An 18,892-nucleotide genomic window follows, 5' to 3' on the forward strand; every position below is an offset into this window, starting at 1 on the left:
TATCTTTTAAATTATTGATTATAAAAAAAACATAATGATGAGTAGCTGAAATGAATTCAGCTTGACATAATATTTATTAACTGAAATTTTCTTTTAAAATGGCAAGTTATCATCATCGTCATTCATAAGACTATTATATTCTTGACTTGAGTTATCATCTCTTAATTCTTCAAGACCAAAGGCTTCTAAAGGACTTGTAGAATTGAAATTTAAATTGTCTAAAGGATTTGTAGAATTATCATGTCCAATTGATTTATTCATAGAACTTTCAATTAGACCTAAATTATCAGTTTCCAAATCGGTAAATTTAGCTTGCTCATTAATGAATCTTAAACGTACATTTTCTAACGCACCATTACGGTGTTTCGCAATGATAAACTCTGCTTGTCCAGCACAAGGTTCACTTTCATCATCCCAATATTCCAATTTATAATATTCGGGACGATAAATAAACGAAACGATATCGGCATCTTGCTCAATCGCTCCAGATTCACGTAAATCCGAAAGTAAAGGACGTTTACTTCCTCCACGAGTTTCTACCGAACGAGATAACTGCGAAAGTGCAATAACAGGAATACTTAACTCTTTTGCGATTGCTTTTAAGGAACGCGAAATCATCGAAATCTCTTGCTCACGGTTTCCATTTGCTTTTCCACCAGCAGTCATCAACTGCAAGTAGTCAATCAAAATCATTTTTACACCATGTTGAGAAACCAAACGACGTGCTTTTGCTCTTAAATCGAAAATCGAAAGGGCGGGCGTATCGTCAATGTAAAGCGGCGCATTTTCAAGACCTTTTACTTTTGTGTATAATTGTTTCCATTCGTGATCGGCTAATTTTGCTTTACGCAATTTTTCACCCGAAATTCCAGTTTCACCCGAAATCATACGCGTAATCAACTGAACAGAAGACATTTCTAATGAAAAAACAGCAACCGGAATATTTTTGTCAACCGTCATATTTTTCGCCATCGAAAGGATAAAAGCAGTTTTACCCATACCAGGACGAGCGGCTAAAATAATCAAATCCGATTCTTGCCAACCCGAAGTAATTTTGTCAATTTCTGTAAATCCAGAAGATAAACCAGACATTCCTTCTTTTGTAGATTGGGCTTTAATTTTATCAATAGCTTCTGTTACCAAATCTCTTGCTTCCGAATAACTACGTTTGATTCCACCTTCTGTAATTTCGAATAATTTCGATTCAGAATAATCCAATAAATCAAATACATCGGCAGTATCATCGTATGATTTTTCAATGACTTGATTCGAAATTTCAATTAAACGACGAAGAATATATTTTTCTTGAATAACACGAGCATAATATTCCACGTGCGCAGAAGAAGAAACTTTTTGCGTTAATTGAATCAAATAATAATCACCTCCAACACGATCTAATTTGCCCTCACTTTTCAACTCATTCGAAACCGTTAATAAATCAATTGGTTCTGAATCGTTAAATAATTTTTGAATGACAGCATAAATCGCCTGATGCTCTGGACGATAAAAAACTTGCGGCGTAAGAATGTCAATGACTTCGTCCAACCCTTTTTTATCAATCATCATCGCGCCAAGTACAGCTTGCTCTAAATCAACAGCTTGTGGAGGAAGTTTACCTTTCTCTAAACCAATGACATTGTGCTTGTTAGCTGGTATTTCGGGATTATAATTTGCTTGTTCCATAAGAGTTCCAAAATTAAATAAAAAAACGAGATATAACTAATTTTATATCTCGTTTTAAAATCGTATATTCTACAATAAGTATTATTGTAAAATAATATTTTATCCTGAAAATTCTCCGAATTTGATGTAACGTTCTTGACGTTGTTGTTGTAATTCTTTTGGAGAAAGTTTTTTCAATTCGTTGTAAGTGTCTAAAACTTTATTTTTCAAGTTTGTGTATGCAACTTCTGGTTTGTAGTGTGCTCCACCAAGCGGTTCTTGAATGATATCTTCAATTAATCCTAATTCTAACATATCAGGACCAGTTAATTTCATTTGCGAAGCAGCTTGCTCTTTGTAATCCCAACTTCTCCATAAAATTGTAGAACAGTTTTCTGGTGAAATTACAGAATACCAAGTGTTTTCTAACATGAAAACTTTGTTTCCAACTCCAATTCCTAATGCTCCACCTGAAGCTCCTTCACCAATTACAATTGTAATGATAGGAACTGTAAGTTTCAACATTTCGTAGATGTTTTTAGCGATAGCTTCACCTTGACCTCTTTCTTCAGCTTCTAAACCAGGATATGCACCAGGAGTGTCGACTAAAGTCAAGACAGGAATATTAAACTTTTCTGCTAACTTCATCAATCGTAAAGCTTTGCGGTAACCATCTGGATTAGACATCCCGAAACGACGATATTGTCTTTCTTTGGTATTTTTCCCTTTTTGTTGACCAATAATCATAAAAGTTTGACCATTGATTTTTCCCATACCACCAACCATTGCTTTGTCGTCAGCAAAAGTTCTATCTCCGTGAATCTCGATAAACGTGTTATCTGTTATCGCGTAAGCGTAGTCTAAAGTATAAGGGCGAGAAGGGTGACGAGACAATTGTACACGTTGCCATGGCGTTAAATTACCATAGATTTCCTTCTTTTTATTTTCAATTGCAATTTCAATTTCAACGCAAGCCTGTTTGATGTTAACACCGCTTCCTTCGCCGACGATTTGACAGCTTTGTAACTGTTCTTCTAAATCTTTGATAGGTTGTTCAAATTCTAAATATTCCATACAAAAGTGTTTGTTCAATCCAACAAATATAGAAAAGGTTTTTAAGCCAATTATAATAAATGTCGAATGTTTTTCAGATTTTTTACAAGTATTTTAATTTCAAAAGATAAAAAAGCGTCTACAGATTAGACGCTTTCATCGTGTATTTGATCTAAAATTAAATTTTTTCGATAATCATTGCAGATGCTCCACCGCCACCATTACAGATAGCTGCACCTCCAATTTTTCCTCCGTTTTGCTCTAAAACATTTAATAATGTAACCAAAATTCGTGATCCAGAATTTCCAAGTGGATGACCGATAGAAACCGCTCCTCCATTTACATTAACTTTAGAAGCATCAAGATTTAATAATTTAGTATTTGCAATTCCAACAACTGAAAACGCTTCGTTAAATTCCCAGAAATCAACATCAGCAGCAGTCATATTTGCTTTTTTTAATAATTTTTCAACCGCTTTAGCTGGTGCAGTTGTAAATTTTGAAGGTTCTTGAGAAGCATCAGCATAAGCAATAACTTTTGCAAGAGGTTTTAATCCTAATTCGTTTGCTTTGTCTAAAGACATTAATACCAAAGCAGAAGCTCCATCATTGATTGTAGAAGCATTTGCAGCAGTTACAGTCCCGTCTTTAGAGAAAACTGCACGTAAACCTGGAACTTTATCAAAGTTTACATTTTTATATTCTTCGTCTTCTTTAAAAATAACAGGTTCTCCTTTGCGTTGAGGAATTTCTACAGGAACAACTTCGTTGTCAAATTTTCCAGCAGCCCAAGCAGCAGCAGATTTTTTGTAAGAATTAATTGCGAATTCATCTTGCTCTTCACGAGAAATATTGAATTCAGTTGCACAAGTATCTCCAAAAAGTCCCATCATTTCTTTGCTGTAGTAGTCTTGTAAACCATCGTTCACAATTCCATCTAACAAAACTGTATTTCCGTATTTATTTCCAGTTCTTGCATTTGGCGAATAAAAAGGAACCATCGACATGTTTTCCATTCCTCCAGCAACTACAACATCTGCATCACCCAAACGAATCGCTTGCGTAGCAAACATTACAGCTTTCATACCAGAAGCACAAACTTTGTTTACCGTTGTTGCAGGAATTGTATTTGGTAAACCTGCTTTTATCATTGCTTGCTTAGCAGGCGCTTGTCCTTCACCAGCTTGCAATACATTTCCCATATATACTTCATCAACCAAAGATCCATCTAAGTTGATTTTATCTAAAGCTCCTTTAATAGCTGTTGCGCCTAAATCTGTAGCTGGAACGTTAGATAAACTTCCCAAAAAAGATCCCATTGCTGTACGAACAGCTGAAACGATTACGACTTCTTTCATTTAATTGTGATTTGTTGTTTTTATTATGATAACTTAATAATGCAAGATATAAAATTTATAGTAGTATTAATTTGATTTACTTTTTAAAGATTTTTTAAATTTGTTATTGACTTAATACAGATAATTGATTTTTTTTGTTAAAATGATAATTATCTTAGAATAGAATATTTTTTGGATGATAAAATGATTAAAATGCTGAAGATAAAAATGATGTTATTTGGTTTGATTTCATGTTTTGCAATTGCAATCGGAAATGCGCAAACCTTTGATCAAAAATATTTTAAAACAATTTTAGATTCGCTTACGTCAAATTCGTTTGCTGGTAGAGGTTATGCAGAAAATGGAATGACAAATGCTGGAATTTATTTACAAAACGAATTTCAAAAAAATGGATTGAAATCTTTTTCTAATCACTATAATCAAACGTTTACTTTTCCAATTAATATTATCAAAGATGCAAAACTGAAAATTAATGGAAAAGAATTGAAATATGGAATTGATTTTATTGTAAAACCAAGTTCTAAATCAATTTCAAAAACGAATTTACCTTTTTATATTTTTGACACAAAAGCCTATATCGAATCTTTTCAATCGAAAGATAAAACGAGAAATTTTATTGTGAAAGATGATGAATCTCAAAAAGGTAAACATATTATTTTGCCGCCTTTAACGACTTCTATAGATTCTATTCAGAAATATTACAAACAATGGGCGAATATTTATGAGAAAGATGAGAATCAAAATCGGGCGATTTTTAGATTTACTTCCGATAAATTAACGTCGAGTCTTAGTCAACGACAATCTTCGATTTCAGAATTTATTATTTCAGATAAATTTTATTCTAAAAATTTAAAAATAAACGATTATTCTATTGATTCAGAATTAAATAATTCATTCGAGGCAAATAATATAATTGGTTACATTGACGGAAAGAATAATGATAGCGTAATCGTGATTTCGGCTCATTATGATCATTTAGGTAAAGTTGGACAAACTATTTTTCCTGGAGCGAGTGATAATGCGAGCGGAACAGCGATGATGATGACGCTGATGAAGTATTATTCGAAACATCAACCTAATTACAGAACGGTTTTTATGGCTTTTGCTGGTGAAGAAGCGGGAATTTTAGGTGCAGATTATTATGTCAATCATCCTCTTTTTCCATTAAATCAAATCAAATTTCTTGTAAATCTAGATATTATGGGAGCAGGCGATCAAGGAATTCAAGTTGTGAATGGTAAAGTTTTTAAAAATCAATTTGAAAAATTAGTTGAATTAAATCAAACAAATAATTATCTAAAAGAAGTTAAAACTCGAGGAGAATCGTGTAATTCCGATCATTGTCCGTTTTATTTGAAAGGTGTTCCATCGTTTTTTATTTATACATTAGGAGGAAAAGGTTTTTATCATGACCCCAATGATACAGCTGAAAGTTTGGATTTGAGTTACACTGAAAAAGTATATAATTTGTTGAAAGATTTTATAAATAAGCTATAAAAAAAATAATCCGTTCAAAGTGAACGGATTACTAACCAACCTAAACTACTATAAAAAACTCTAAAAAGTAAAAAGAGTGCGAGTAATTCCAAACTTCATAAATCAATTTCGTTATACTCGTTGTTACTCTTTGTCTTACTATCTATGAATAAATTATTTGACACTGCAAATGTCTAACTTTTATGTCTTATTTGGAGAAATTGTAAAAGATTTTATTTATAATAGGTATAGAAAACATTTATAACAAGCGTTTGTTGTCGGATATTAATCTTTATATTAACTCATTAAAAATAAACAATAATAGTTAATATGTAATTACGTGAAAACGTACTTTAACACCTTTTTAACTATTTATTTACGAAAAGATGATGAAATCATAAGATTTGAAATCTTTTCAACTAAATTTGATTTTGAATCGTAAAGACTTCATAAATTTAAACAAATTTTAAACCAAAAACGCCAAAATGAGACTTTTTTTATTGGTTTTTTCCTTACATATTGTGTTATTTGTTGATGCGCAAAATGTTAACCCAAATCAAATTCGAACTAAAATATACGATACTATTTTACAAGATATCCAAAAACAAAGTTTAGAATTTCCGAACAAAAAAATTGTGGTAGATCCTACAATTAATAAGTTTGAAGATTATAAAATGGACGAATTTGGACTGAAATTAGATTCGGCGAAATATGTACAAGACACTTCAATTTGTTCTAAGTTAACAACCTATAGATGTGTTTCGAAATTTGAGATTGATAATTATTCGATTACCAATGTTTACAAAGATGAAGCAGATGCGCTATATCCTGACTTTTATGGAATTTATGCACCAATTGATTCGTGGTACAATTTGATTTATTATGCGGCTGTTAATCACTTCGAAAAAGATAGAAAATTTCAATTTAACGTCTTAATTCCAGTTCGAAATGTGCAAATGAAAAATAAAACGATGAAGGAAAAAATGTTCTTTTATGACATTTTATTTGATGAGCAATTTAAGATTCTAAAATTTGAAAAATTATTCTTAAAACATTAAAATTCAATCAGAAAAATTGTAAATTAGCAAGACTCAAATTTTTAATTGATGTTAAACGTTAGCGCTTATATAGACGAGCTTTTGCAATTATCAAAAGGTAATTTACGAATTTGCCGTATGAATTGGTGGCTTTTAAAGTATGAAGATGAATTTGAGAAAGCGATAGAAGAGACGTCTTGTAAAAAGTGGCAGAGATGGTTTTATAATGGCGAACACCCGTATCCGTGTGTTTGTCCAAAGCGCGAAAAATTATGTGTTTTTATTGACTTATATCGTGAATTGGATCGTTTGACACAAGTGCAACGTTTGGAGAATTTTTTTCAAGAATATTTTCAAAAATTTGAGTTGATTAAAGATTCAAAAGAATCTTTGAAAAATTGGATGAATGATATTCGTCCAACGATTTCTTCCATTTATCTATTATTGGATAAGAATGATAATCTAAAGATTAGATTTTATAATTCGGATCCAGTTTTGGAAGTGGATATCAATAAAAACGATTATAAATACACCTTGTTGTGTTTGGATATTTTTAACTACAACATGTACGTAAGAGGCATGTAAACGAAAAGAGAGTTGACGAAATCAACTCTCTTTTTTTATGAAATAATAGATTAAATATGGCTTATTTAATTAAACCAATTTCTCTTAAACGCTGAGTCAAGAAATCTCCAGCTGTAATATCTTCAAATTGTTTTGGATTTTCTTCTGTTACACAATCTTCTAAAACAGATAAATCCATTTCAGAAATTGGATGCATAAAGAATGGAATAGAAAAACGAGATGTTCCCCATAATTCTTTCTCTGGATTAACCACTTGGTGAATTGTTGATTTTAATCTGTTGTTTGTGTGACGAGATAACATGTCACCAACATTAATCACCAATTCGTCGTCAGCAGCAATTGCATCAACCCAAGTTCCATCATGACGTTGCACTTGTAATCCACGACCTTGCGCTCCCATTAACAATGTAATCAAGTTAATATCTCCGTGAGCACCTGCACGAACTGCATCTTTAGGTTCTTCCGTGATAGGAGGATAGTGAATTGCTCTCAAAATAGAGTTTCCGTTTTTCACTTTATCATCAAAGTAAAACTCGTCTAAACCTAAGAATAAAGCCAAAGCACGTAAAACGTAAACTCCAGTTTTTTCTAATTGTTTGTATGTTTCTTCACCATAAGTGTTAAAACCTGGAACTTCGTTTACATCAACATTTTCTGGATAGTTGTATTTCGCTTTATCTTCTTCAGATAAATACTGTCCAAAATGCCAAAATTCTTTCAAGTCACCAACAGTTCTACCTTTAGCATGTTCGTTTCCGAAAGCTGTATAACCGCGTTGACCACCAATTCCTTCTACTACATAACTTTGTTTTGTTTCTGTAGGTAAAGCGTAGAATTCGCGAACGCTTTTATATAAATTTTCAACTAATTCGTCAGATAAAAAATGTCCTTTCAAAGCAACGAATCCGATTTCTTCGTATGCTTGACCAATTTCGTTGACAAATTTTTGTTTTCTTGCAGGATCATCAGATAAAAAGTCTGCTAAATTAACCGATGGAATTCCGTTTTGTGACATTTATATTTTGTTTTATAAAATTTCTTCTGCAAAGGTATAGAAAGATTTCTTTTGTGAATAATATTGTTAATAACTTTTTTGGATTGCTATTGGTTTGATTTAAAATTAAATCGTTTAAATGATTTTAATTGGCTAAAATATTTATTTTTAATGATATTAAGTTTATTTTGAAGGTTCTATTGATTTTGATAAATATAAGCATTTACTATTTAAAATTGTATTTTAATATATATTACTTATAATTCTGATAATGGATATGGGTTTTGTTATATTACAAAAAATTAAAATGAATGAAATTACTATTTACTTTTTTATTATTTAGTTCAATTGTCTTTGCTCAAGAAAAAGGGAAGGCTAGGATGATGATTTATCCTGGTTGTGAAAAATTTGAAAAGAAAGGTGTAAAGAAGTTAGCAGACTGTTTTAGTAAGGATTTTAATAAACAGCTATTGCTTGAAGTTGAACAGGTGTTAAAAAATAATGGTTTGACAATTAATGAAATAAATGTAAATGCAAAAGTTAAATTTCAGATAAATAAAGAAGGTGAGTTTCAAGATTTAGAAGTAATTGGAAATGATTCAGAGAAATTACTTATTGAAGAGGCTTTTGTGAATTATGTTGTAAAATTGAAAAAAGACAACAAAAAAATAATTCCTGCTGTTACTGAAAAAGGAGAAGCTGCAAGATTAATTTTTGATATACCATTTAAAATTATAAATTAAGGTTTGAAGTTTTATTAATCTTAAGGCTAATTTTACCACAAGGAGATTTCATTCTATATTTGCAAAAATATTTATGATGAAAGATCAATTTTTTCAATATATACAAGACTTACAAAATAAAATTATTGCCAAACTTGAAGAAGTTGATGGTAAAGCAAAATTTTTACGAGATAATTGGGAACGCGAAGAAGGAGGCGGAGGTCTTTCTTGTGTTTTAACTGACGGAGCTGTTTTTGAGAAAGCTGGTGTTAATATTTCGAAAGTTTATGGTGAATTACCTGAGACAATGCAAAAAGCGTTAAATGTTTCATCGGGTAAATTTTTTGCTTGTGGATTGAGTTTGGTTATTCATCCAACAAGTCCACATATTCCGACGACTCATGCGAATTATTGGCATATGATCTGTAAAAAAAGTTGTGACGCGCATGATGCGGCTTTTTACCCGAAGTATAAAGAAGAATGTGATAAATATTTTTGGAATACTCATCGTGGAGAAGCTCGTGGAATAGGAGGTTTGTTCTTTGATTATTTGAAACCAACTCCAGAAAAAACAGTTGAACAATGGTATGATTTTGTAACAGAAGTAGGAAATTCATTTTTAGAAGCCTACATTCCGATTGTTGAAAAACACAAAAATGATGAATTTTCTGCTGAACAAAAGGAATGGCAAGAAATTAGAAGAGGTCGTTATGTGGAATTTAATTTAATTCATGATAGAGGAACTTTGTTTGGTTTGAAAACCAATGGACGAATAGAATCTATTTTGATGAGTTTGCCGAAACATGTGCAATGGCACTACAATCATCAGCCAGAAGAAGGTTCGGAAGAATATAAATTAGTCGATGTTTTGAAACATCCAAAAGATTGGATTTAATCTATAATATATAAAATGCCTGAACAATTGTTCAGGCATTTTTTTAATCTTCTCTCGATCCGTCATCGGCCATTCTGACCATTTTAGGCGTAAAAGTAGCCACAACATCTACTAAATCTTGTTGCGCAGCCATTACTTCGTGAATATCTTTATATGCCATTGGCGCTTCATCCTTTCCACCACCAATTAATGTAATTCCAAAATCATTCAAATAATCGTTTATCTTATTTTGAGATAATGATTTAATCGCTTGTGTTCGGCTCATTTGTCGACCAGCTCCATGCGAAGCAGAATGAATCGAATTTTCTTCACCTTTTCCTCGAACCAAAAATCCTGGCGCAGTCATAGAACCTGGAATAATTCCCATTATATCTTTAGAAGCTGGCGTTGCACCTTTTCGATGAACAATGACTTCTTCGCCATTGTAAATTTCTTTCCAAGCAAAATTATGATGATTTTCTACTTTCGCTAAAACTTCAGCACCAATTGATTTTGCAATTTTTTGATGAATAATTTCGTGACAAGCTGAAGCATATTCACCCGCCAAATTCATCGCAATCCAATATTCTTGACCTTCGGCTGAATCTAAATCTAAATAAGCCAAATTCTGTGCTTTGTACGGAAGTTTACAAATTTCTTTTGCAATTTTTGTATAATGTCCAGCGATTGTAGCGCCAAAACCTCTCGATCCAGAGTGCGTTAGCAAAGCCAAATATGAACCTTTTTTGATGTTCAGTTTTTCATCATCTTCCTTGAAATCAATCAAACCAAATTCTACAAAATGATTTCCTCCACCAGAAGAACCCAATTGCGACCACGCTTTATCTTTTAAATTTTGAATAAATGAATTCGTCTCGAATTTTGCATCATCTAAAATCTGATGTTCAGCTTTGTATTGACCATGAAAACCATGTCCTGCACCAAATTTTGTATTTTTGATCAAAGTTTCTTTTAATGAATCGTGATGTTCAAAATAATGAGAAGCAGGTAAATCATAAATCGATAAAGCCATTCTACATCCAATATCAACGCCGACACCATAAGGAATAATCGCATTTTTGGTTGCTAAAACTCCGCCAATTGGTAATCCATAACCTTGATGCGCATCAGGCATAATTGCGCCAGCAACGGTAACAGGAAGTTTCATGGCGACTTTCATTTGTTCTAAAGCGCCGTCCTCAATTTTTTCCGCACCATAAATTTTGAAATCGGTTGGATTTTCATTCAATTCAATCAAGTTTTCATCTTGATTTGGTAAATGAATTCCATCGATAAAGCCTTTTGCAAGCGTTTTGAAAATTTTATCTTCTAAAAAATCTTGTGGCGAAGAAAAAACTTGCGCATATTTATCAAGCATTTCGGCTTTTGTGTAACCATTTCTTTTTTTGTTGATTTTTAAGGCAATTCCTAAAATTTCGTTTTCAGGATAACCCAAGGCAATCAAATCGTTTCCATTGATCGGTTTATTTTGTTGTTCAGTTGTTTTCATATAATTTGGTTCTAAGGTTGATTAAAAATTCTTCCATTTTCGAAGAGTTTATTTCGGTTGGAAGAAAATTTAGTTTAGATTTTTCTTCAATTTCTCGTTGTAAATTTTCAGCTTTTTCGATTACTTCTTCATAAGAAAAATCTCCGTTTTTTATCGCTAATAATTCGTCACGATCTTCTGTTCGTTTTACATTTAGGTTTCCTGTTTCCACTAATTCTTTCGCAACTTTTAACAAACGAATCGTGTGCATCATATTTTTACTATCGTAATTTTTTTCATGCGCAATGTTTGTTGTGTAACGATCTTCATTTCGCAATTTCATCCAATCCCAATATTCTTTGTATTGCTTGCAATAAGTGGAATATTCATCTTTTTGGAAAATGAAATAGGCAATTGGTTTTTCATTTTTAGGAATTTCACTCAAACGAATATCATCATTATTTTTATCTTTTACGATTCCTTTATAATTCGATTTTTCGTTGTAATAAAGCGCAAATAAATCTTTCGAATGATTGATTTTACTTAGTCCGCAAAACGCTTGTTTGTAAGAATTTGAATTCATCCAATCAACAAAAGAAATGGTTTTGTTATCATCAATAATATAACAAAAATCAAGAACGGTTTTTCTGATTTCATCTATTGGATTTAGAAATTTCTTGTTCAATCCTTTTGCTTTTTTGATTTGACTCAAGGCGTATCCAACAAATGTTTTCTCAACTTCTGATGTGATAAACTCTTTATAATTTAATTCATCTAACAAAGGCGATTTATACAGAACAAATTCTTCTGGAGTTGCTAGGATTTCTAAACAACTCGGATTATTTTTCAATAATAATTCAATGAATCGACCAATTTCATAATATACAATATCATTGGTTTCGTTGCTCACTTGCGTTTGATATTCGAAACCATAAAATTCATTTTTAGGTAAATAAAAAATGCCACGAATATCAGTGTCCGAATTTTTAGTTGCCAAATTATAGGCTTTGCTTCCGCTTATACATTCAAATAGAATTAAATTTTGACTTTTTAGATCTTCTATTGTTAGTTTCATTTTGTTACGGTTTTAATGAAAAATACATTGATTTTGTTTTTATCAAATTCAATTTTTGGTAATTTTTCGGTTTCGATTTTTAATTCATTTTTCAAATTAATTAACCAATCGAAAAGTTCATCATTTTTCGAAATTCTAAAACTTTCATCAACATTTGCTTTGATTTCAAGATATTTATCCACTCGGTTTTCGATTGTTTTATCTCCGATTAAATGTTTTAATTTTTCAAATTCCATCGGAGGAATTGTTTTATTTTCTACAATCCATTTCGCTGAAAGAACCGAACGTAAAGTATAAAACAAACTTTTGAGTTTAATTTCGTTTTGATGTTCCATTTCAATCAATCGCTTTGTTGTAATTCCCAAATAATGCATGGTAACTTTTTGAGAATTGAATTGTGAAGCAGCTAAATTGAACAATTCTTTTTCGAAAATTTCATCAGAAATATAATGAATCGGAGATTGTAAATATTCGTTAATACTCGAATTTGATTTCAACATTAAGCGCAAAACTTTTTGAATATCCCAATCTTTAAAATCCAGTTCATCTATAATTTCTAAATCAATAAAATCATCAATTGGGTCAATTTTTAGATAATCTTCAATTTTTCGTTTGTAAATAAATCGAACATCGTAATCGCTGTCAGTAGAAGGGAAGCCCCAAGCGCGGCTCCCAGATTCTATAGCAAAAAGAATTTTGACGTTATATTTATCTTCTATTTCTTTTAATTTATTTATAATGATTGGTTTCATTTCGTAAACATTGTTTTTAGTTCATTTAACACATTCGATCCGCCAGAAATTGAGATTTCTCCCACTTTATCAGCAATTTTTTCGATGTATTCCATTTCTTTCAATTTCCATAACGTTTCGTTTTCTTCCATCAATTTCGCAGTGTTCAACAAGCTTCTTGTCGAAGCAGTTTCCTCACGACGCGTAATCGAATTGGCTTGAGCCGTTTTTTCGGCAATCAAAACGCGGTTCATAATTTCTCTTATTTCTCCTGGAAGAATAATGTCTTTCATACCTGCGTCAATCAATTTTAGACCAATTTCTTGGAATTGAGCTTGATATTTTTGAATGATATAATTCGTTACCGAATTTTTATCCGACATCAAATCATCAAAATTCATGTTTCCAATAAATTCTCTCAAACCTAATTGAATCGCTTGATAAATCATTTTTTCGAAATCTTTGTTCGATTGATAAGCGTTTAACAAATCAGTAATTTGATAATTTACCATAAAATTGATTCGCAATTGCGCTTTATCTTTTGTCAAAATTTCTTGTCCCGAAATTTCAATTGTTTGCGGACGCATATCAAAAGAAACCATCGAAATTTTTGTTTCGTTGTTGTAAAATTGGTATTCACCAGCTTTTAAAACCGAATCAAATTCATTGTCTTTGAATAAAATTCCTTCGAAATATGGCGCAACAGAAATGATACGAATAGCTCCAGCTTTTCTCAAAATATCAATTTCTCTTTTTGTTAAATTTTTAATTTCTTCAGTAGAATTCAACTCAAATTTTATCGCTTTTAATTGAGTTGAATTCTTCCAAATCATCACGTTTTTATTGTAAAACGAATCATAGATTTGATTGTTTTTGTAAATAATCAACACTTCGTTATGTAATACTTCGATAAAATCTACCATCGATTTCAATGTTTCATTTTCTAAAAACATTGCATGGTATTTTTCATCAATTATTTCGTTGATGTTTAATTTTTCGATGTTTTTGTTAAACAAAATCCAATAGTTTCCTTTTGAGTAAACTTTTTCGATTTCATTGTTTTTGATATAGATTCCAATTTCTTGGTTGTTAATTGCTAATTTTTTCATATTATTATTTTTATAGGTTTTTACTATTTTATATTTCTCCTTTTGTCGAAGAATCTTTTTTTTTAATTTTTAATTAAAAAAGCTAAATCATTTTCCTTTTTCAAAACGGAGTTTGAAGTTTGAGCAGCTTATTTTGATTTCTTGTTTTTACAATTTTTATCAAATCATTTTGACTTGATATTTTAGTTTAAACTTTTAAAATCAATCATCAACTAAAGTTTCAAATTCAGGTTTTAAGCAAGTTTTTGATCTTATTTCAAATTCATTTCTACGAAATAAATTCTCTATTCGAAAAGAAAACTTTTTAGCTTTTTTGTTTCCAATGGTACCCTTTCGGGCGATAAAAACAGATTAAAAGTCTGATTTTAATGATTACTCTACCAACTGAGTTATTTCAGTTTCCTGAAAGTAGGAATCGAACCTACGACCCATCATTAATGATTGCTATACCGCTCAGCTATTTCAACCTCAGTTGAAAATGGGATTCGACCCATGTGCATCATTGGGATTTTAATTATTCAGAATAGAAGTGATGAAACATTTTCTACTACAATGCTATACTGAAACATTTGTCAAGGAACAATTAAAATCGTTTGGTTGTTAAACCTTTGACAAAGTTGGAGTAGAAGTGTGCGAATGAATTGCGCAATAAAATATTTTTTCAAAATAATTTGTAAACGATGATGAAAAGAGAGTTTTGTATTGAAAATATTTTGAATAAAAGTTGAAATAAAAATTTCTACGCAAATAGATTGCGTACTTTGATTTGAAATTTGTAGTATTGAACAAAGAAATCAACCATGGCAACCAATAAAATTGCATTAATACGTTATCAAACGATCGATAAATGTCTTCAAAATCATTTTAGAAAATGGACATTAGAAGATTTGATAGAAAAAGTTTCGGAAGCGTTGTATGAATACGAAGGAATAACTTCTGGTGTTTCGAAACGTACAATTCAGGGTGATATACAAGTGATGCGTAGTGATAAATTAGGTTATAATGCGCCAATTGTTGTTCGTGAAAAAAAGTTTTATGAATATGAAGATCATGATTATTCAATTCATAATTCGCCTGTTTCGTCAGCTGATTTAGATAAAATGAAAGAAGTGATTTCGGTGATGAAACAATTGAATGGTTTTAATTATTTTGATGATATGAACGAGATTATTACGCGTCTCGAAAATAATTTATCCAAACAAACTCATCAACAACCAAATTATATTCAGTTTGAGGAAAATCCTTTATTAAAAGGTTTGGAGCATTTGAATCGGTTGTATCAAGCAATTGTGAAGAAGCAACCTTTGTTGATTTCGTATCAATCATTCAAGGCAAAAAATCAAGAGCCAAAACAACAAGTTTATTATCCGTATTTGTTGAAAGAATATCGTAATCGTTGGTTTTTATTGGCAAAATCGAGAAAAGATAAAAATTTGTATACGTTGGCTTTGGACAGAATAGTTGAATTTTATGAGTTGGCAAATGAACCTTTTGTGGATGAGCAAGAGATTAATTTTGATACGTATTACAACAATGCGATTGGTGTAACGAAAAGTGTGAAAGAAAGAGAGCAACGTGTTGTTTTTCGTGTGAATAAAAAATTGGCGCCTTATGTGGTGACAAAACCAATTCATGCGACGCAAAAAGTATTGGAAGTGACGGATGAAGGAACTTTATTTTCGATAGAAGTTGTACATAATTTTGAGTTGGAACGAGAGCTTTTAGGATTTGGAGAAGAAATAGAAGTTCTTGCGCCGAGATTAGTGAAAAAAAGAATTAAAACACGATTAGAAAAAGCATTAGAAAAATATAAAAAATAGAATTTCTTTCATACATTTAATTCATTAAAAACTACCTTAAATGATATGGAATAAAAAATTGATGACACTTTTGAGTGTTTTTTTATTAAGCTTTTCTACAAGTTTGTTTGCGCAGAAAACGAGTAATTCTGTGAAGAAATACATCTATTTAACTTTTGATGATGGACCTTTGAATGGAAGTGAAAATATTGATGAGGTTTTCAAAAATGAGAAGTTAAAAGTGACTGTTTTTCTTGTAGGAGAACATGTGGAGAAAAATAAAACAATGACGGATTATTTTAAATATTACGAAGATAACCCGTATATCGAAGAATGTAATCACAGTTGGACACATGCGAATGATGAGTACAAAAAGTTTTATAGTAACGAGCAAACGTCGGTTGCGGATATTTTGAAAAATCAATCGACCTTAAAATTACAAGATAAAATTGTTCGTTTACCCGGAAGAAACATGTGGAGATTGGATGGGAAATCGAAGAATGATGGAGCTTCAGGAGTGCAAACGGCTGATGGTTTAGCAAAGTTGGGTTATAAGGTTATTGGCTGGGATTTGGAATGGGCTCATCATGCAAAAGATGGAACGCCGGTGCAATCTGTTCAAGCGATTTATAAACAAATTGTTAATCAATTAGAATCGAATAAAACCTTTACAAAGAATAATATAGTTGTGTTGATTCATGATGAAATGTTTCAGAATAAATGGGAAGAGTCCGAATTGAAACAATTGGTTGATCTTCTTAGAAAACATTATAATTATATTTTTGAGCAAATAAAATTTTATCCTCAATAAACCTTTATAAAATACAAAAGCTGTCCAAATTGGACAGCTTTTTATATGTAATAATTTGTGTAAATTAGTCTCCCATCATTCCTCCAACTAAAGAATTGACAACCGCTAAAACAATACCAAATAATAATGCGTACCAGAATCCGTCAACATGGAAACTATCTCCCATAATTGCGCTTGCTAATAAGATAATAATTGCTGTAATCACAAAAGAAAATAATCCTAATGTTAAGATTGTTACAGGTAAACTAATAAAGTTTAAAACTGGTTTTACAATAGCGTTTAAAAGTCCAATAACAATTGCAACGATAATTGCAGAACCATACCCTTTTACAGATACTCCAGGTAAAATGTTAGCAAGTCCGAAAACAACTAATGCTGATACCAGAAGATTAATAATAAAGCCCATAATTTGTATTTTTTAGATTAATATTTCCAATTAAAATCAAAAGCTTTGCCAAATTGTTAAAAATTTTAATAAAAATAAAAAAAGCTCAGAAATTTCTGAGCTTTGATCTTATTGTATTGAGAAAATATTCTTTTTATAATTGTTCAAAAAGATATTTCATGTTCACTTCTTTGTCGATAATTTGAGCTAACTCATCAATATTAACACGTTTTTGTTCCATTGTATCACGGTAACGTAAAGTAACAGAATTGTCGTTTAACGAATCATGGTCAACAGTGATACAGAAAGGAGTTCCAATCGCATCCATACGACGATAGCGTTTCCCGATTGTATCTTTTTCTTCGTACATTACGTTGTAATCTAAACGTAATTTTTTCAAAATTTCTTTCGCTAATTCAGGTAAACCATCTTTTTTAACTAATGGTAAAACAGCCGCTTTAATTGGCGCTAATGCAGCTGGTAAAGACAATACTACACGTTCTGATCCATCTTCTAAAACTTCTTCTTTCAATGAATTTGAGAAAACTGCTAAGAACATACGATCCAAACCTACAGAAGTTTCTACCACGTAAGGTGTGTACGATTCGTTTGTTTCGTTATCGAAATATTGAATTTTTTTACCTGAATGTTGTTCGTGAGCTTTCAAATCGAAATCTGTACGAGAGTGAATTCCTTCTAATTCTTTGAATCCGAATGGGAATTTAAACTCAATATCAGCAGCAGCATTTGCATAGTGCGCTAACTTTTCGTGGTCGTGGAAACGGTAATTATCATTTCCTAAACCTAATGTTTGGTGCCAACGTAAACGTGTTTCTTTCCATTTTTCGTACCAATCTAACTCAGTTCCTGGTTTTACGAAAAATTGCATTTCCATTTGTTCAAACTCACGTTGACGGAAAATAAATTGACGTGCAACAATCTCATTACGGAAAGCTTTACCAATCTGAGCAATTCCGAAAGGTAATTTCATACGTCCAGATTTTTGTACGTTCAAGTAATTTAAGAAAATACCTTGAGCCGTTTCTGGGCGCAAATATAAATCCATTGCCTGATCAGCTGTTGCACCTAATTTTGTTCCGAACATCAAGTTGAATTGACGAACTTCTGTCCAGTTTTTAGAACCAGTTACAGGATCAGCAATTTCTAATTCTTCAATCAAAGCTTTTACATCATCTAAATCTTCGTTTTCCAAAGATTTTCCCATGCGCGCTAAAATTGTATTGATTTGATTTTGATATTCTACAACACGAGGATTTGTCGCAACAAATTGATCTTTATCAAAAGCATCACCGAAACGTTTTGCAGCTTTTGCAACTTCTTTCTCGATTTTACCTTCAATTTTTGCACAATGATCTTCAATTAAAACATCGGCACGGTAACGTTTTTTAGAATCTTTGTTATCAATCAAAGGATCATTAAACGCGTCAACGTGGCCCGAAGCTTTCCAAGTAGTAGGGTGCATAAAAATAGCAGAATCAATGCCGACAATATTTTCGTGCATTTGTACCATTGCTTTCCACCAATATTGTTTGATGTTATTTTTTAGCTCAGCTCCGTTTTGACCATAATCGTAAACGGCTGATAATCCATCATAAATCTCACTCGACTGAAAAATGAAACCATATTCTTTCGCATGAGAAACTACTTTCTTGAAAATATCTTCTGACATAATTAATTGTGTGTTCTTATTTAAAGTGCAATTTTAGTGATTT

17 protein-coding genes are annotated in these 18,892 nt (G+C 31.4%); 7 read left to right on the top strand and 10 right to left on the bottom strand.

The window, feature by feature from the left end:
* Nucleotides 1–93: 93 nt before the first annotated feature.
* The 3 genes from dnaB to HXZ74_RS13885 all read right to left on the bottom strand — a co-directional run bounded on the left by dnaB (nucleotide 94) and on the right by HXZ74_RS13885 (nucleotide 4,072).
* A complete protein-coding gene (gene dnaB, locus HXZ74_RS13875; RefSeq protein ID WP_286475893.1) occupies nucleotides 94–1,683 on the bottom strand; it encodes a replicative DNA helicase in 1,590 nt (529 codons plus the stop codon).
* A gap of 99 nt (nucleotides 1,684–1,782) precedes the next feature.
* Nucleotides 1,783–2,736, bottom strand: a complete 954-nt coding sequence (locus HXZ74_RS13880; RefSeq protein WP_038334644.1) for an acetyl-CoA carboxylase carboxyltransferase subunit alpha — start codon at nucleotides 2,734–2,736, stop codon at nucleotides 1,783–1,785.
* 157 nt (nucleotides 2,737–2,893) lie between these two features.
* Nucleotides 2,894–4,072 carry a thiolase family protein gene (locus tag HXZ74_RS13885; RefSeq protein ID WP_115001279.1) on the bottom strand — a complete coding sequence of 393 codons (1,179 nt, stop codon included), beginning with the start codon at nucleotides 4,070–4,072 and terminating at the stop codon, nucleotides 2,894–2,896.
* Nucleotides 4,073–4,264: 192 nt separating this feature from the next.
* Between HXZ74_RS13885 and HXZ74_RS13890 the strand changes: the two genes are divergently transcribed.
* The 3 genes from HXZ74_RS13890 to HXZ74_RS13900 all read left to right on the top strand — a co-directional run bounded on the left by HXZ74_RS13890 (nucleotide 4,265) and on the right by HXZ74_RS13900 (nucleotide 7,170).
* On the top strand, nucleotides 4,265–5,569 hold the full coding sequence (locus HXZ74_RS13890; protein ID WP_286475895.1) for a M28 family metallopeptidase: 1,305 nt from the start codon (nucleotides 4,265–4,267) through the stop codon (nucleotides 5,567–5,569).
* A 464-nt stretch (nucleotides 5,570–6,033) separates the two neighbouring features.
* The gene (locus HXZ74_RS13895) at nucleotides 6,034–6,606 is read left to right on the top strand and encodes a hypothetical protein (protein WP_280062933.1); all 573 of its coding nucleotides are present in this window, start codon (nucleotides 6,034–6,036) and stop codon (nucleotides 6,604–6,606) included.
* Nucleotides 6,607–6,654: 48 nt separating this feature from the next.
* Nucleotides 6,655–7,170: a hypothetical protein gene (locus HXZ74_RS13900; protein WP_286475897.1), complete on the top strand. Its 516-nt coding sequence runs from the start codon at nucleotides 6,655–6,657 to the stop codon at nucleotides 7,168–7,170.
* 61 nt (nucleotides 7,171–7,231) lie between these two features.
* On the opposite strand, the gene HXZ74_RS13905 is transcribed toward HXZ74_RS13900, so the two are convergent.
* Entirely contained in the window at nucleotides 7,232–8,185 is a 954-nt protein-coding gene (locus tag HXZ74_RS13905) for an isopenicillin N synthase family dioxygenase (protein ID WP_280048979.1), read from the bottom strand.
* A gap of 290 nt (nucleotides 8,186–8,475) precedes the next feature.
* On the opposite strand from HXZ74_RS13905, the gene HXZ74_RS13910 reads away from it, so the two are divergent.
* A complete protein-coding gene (locus HXZ74_RS13910) occupies nucleotides 8,476–8,907 on the top strand; it encodes a hypothetical protein (RefSeq protein ID WP_038334655.1) in 432 nt (143 codons plus the stop codon).
* Between the two features lie 76 nt (nucleotides 8,908–8,983).
* Nucleotides 8,984–9,781: a coproporphyrinogen III oxidase gene (locus HXZ74_RS13915; RefSeq protein WP_286475899.1), complete on the top strand. Its 798-nt coding sequence runs from the start codon at nucleotides 8,984–8,986 to the stop codon at nucleotides 9,779–9,781.
* Nucleotides 9,782–9,824: 43 nt separating this feature from the next.
* Here HXZ74_RS13915 and HXZ74_RS13920 read toward each other — a convergent pair whose 3' ends face one another.
* From HXZ74_RS13920 to HXZ74_RS13935, 4 genes are read right to left on the bottom strand one after another with little or no spacing between them, the layout of a single operon-like run.
* A complete protein-coding gene (locus HXZ74_RS13920) occupies nucleotides 9,825–11,270 on the bottom strand; it encodes an RtcB family protein (protein WP_280062936.1) in 1,446 nt (481 codons plus the stop codon).
* The gene (locus HXZ74_RS13925; protein WP_180906202.1) at nucleotides 11,257–12,324 is read right to left on the bottom strand and encodes a DNA polymerase beta superfamily protein; all 1,068 of its coding nucleotides are present in this window, start codon (nucleotides 12,322–12,324) and stop codon (nucleotides 11,257–11,259) included. The genes HXZ74_RS13920 and HXZ74_RS13925 overlap by 14 nt, the downstream gene beginning before the upstream one ends.
* Nucleotides 12,321–13,076 (bottom strand): nucleotidyltransferase domain-containing protein, encoded by a 756-nt coding sequence (locus HXZ74_RS13930; protein WP_286475901.1) that lies wholly within the window; start codon nucleotides 13,074–13,076, stop codon nucleotides 12,321–12,323. Before HXZ74_RS13930 ends, HXZ74_RS13925 begins: the two co-directional genes overlap by 4 nt.
* Complete coding sequence (locus HXZ74_RS13935) at nucleotides 13,073–14,164, bottom strand: slipin family protein (RefSeq protein WP_286475903.1); 1,092 nt, start codon at nucleotides 14,162–14,164, stop codon at nucleotides 13,073–13,075. Before HXZ74_RS13935 ends, HXZ74_RS13930 begins: the two co-directional genes overlap by 4 nt.
* A gap of 800 nt (nucleotides 14,165–14,964) precedes the next feature.
* Here HXZ74_RS13935 and HXZ74_RS13940 point away from each other — a divergent pair.
* Nucleotides 14,965–15,984: a helix-turn-helix transcriptional regulator gene (locus HXZ74_RS13940; RefSeq protein WP_286475904.1), complete on the top strand. Its 1,020-nt coding sequence runs from the start codon at nucleotides 14,965–14,967 to the stop codon at nucleotides 15,982–15,984.
* Nucleotides 15,985–16,024: 40 nt separating this feature from the next.
* A complete protein-coding gene (locus HXZ74_RS13945; protein WP_286475907.1) occupies nucleotides 16,025–16,774 on the top strand; it encodes a polysaccharide deacetylase family protein in 750 nt (249 codons plus the stop codon).
* A gap of 64 nt (nucleotides 16,775–16,838) precedes the next feature.
* Here the strand turns inward: HXZ74_RS13945 and HXZ74_RS13950 are convergent, their stop codons facing one another.
* Nucleotides 16,839–17,180 carry a phage holin family protein gene (locus tag HXZ74_RS13950; RefSeq protein WP_180906207.1) on the bottom strand — a complete coding sequence of 114 codons (342 nt, stop codon included), beginning with the start codon at nucleotides 17,178–17,180 and terminating at the stop codon, nucleotides 16,839–16,841.
* 133 nt (nucleotides 17,181–17,313) lie between these two features.
* Nucleotides 17,314–18,849: a glycine--tRNA ligase gene (locus HXZ74_RS13955; protein WP_135836741.1), complete on the bottom strand. Its 1,536-nt coding sequence runs from the start codon at nucleotides 18,847–18,849 to the stop codon at nucleotides 17,314–17,316.
* Nucleotides 18,850–18,892 lie beyond the last annotated feature (43 nt).

The sequence above is a fragment of the Empedobacter sp. R750 genome, assembly GCF_030324345.1.
GTDB lineage: Bacteria > Bacteroidota > Bacteroidia > Flavobacteriales > Weeksellaceae > Empedobacter > Empedobacter falsenii_C.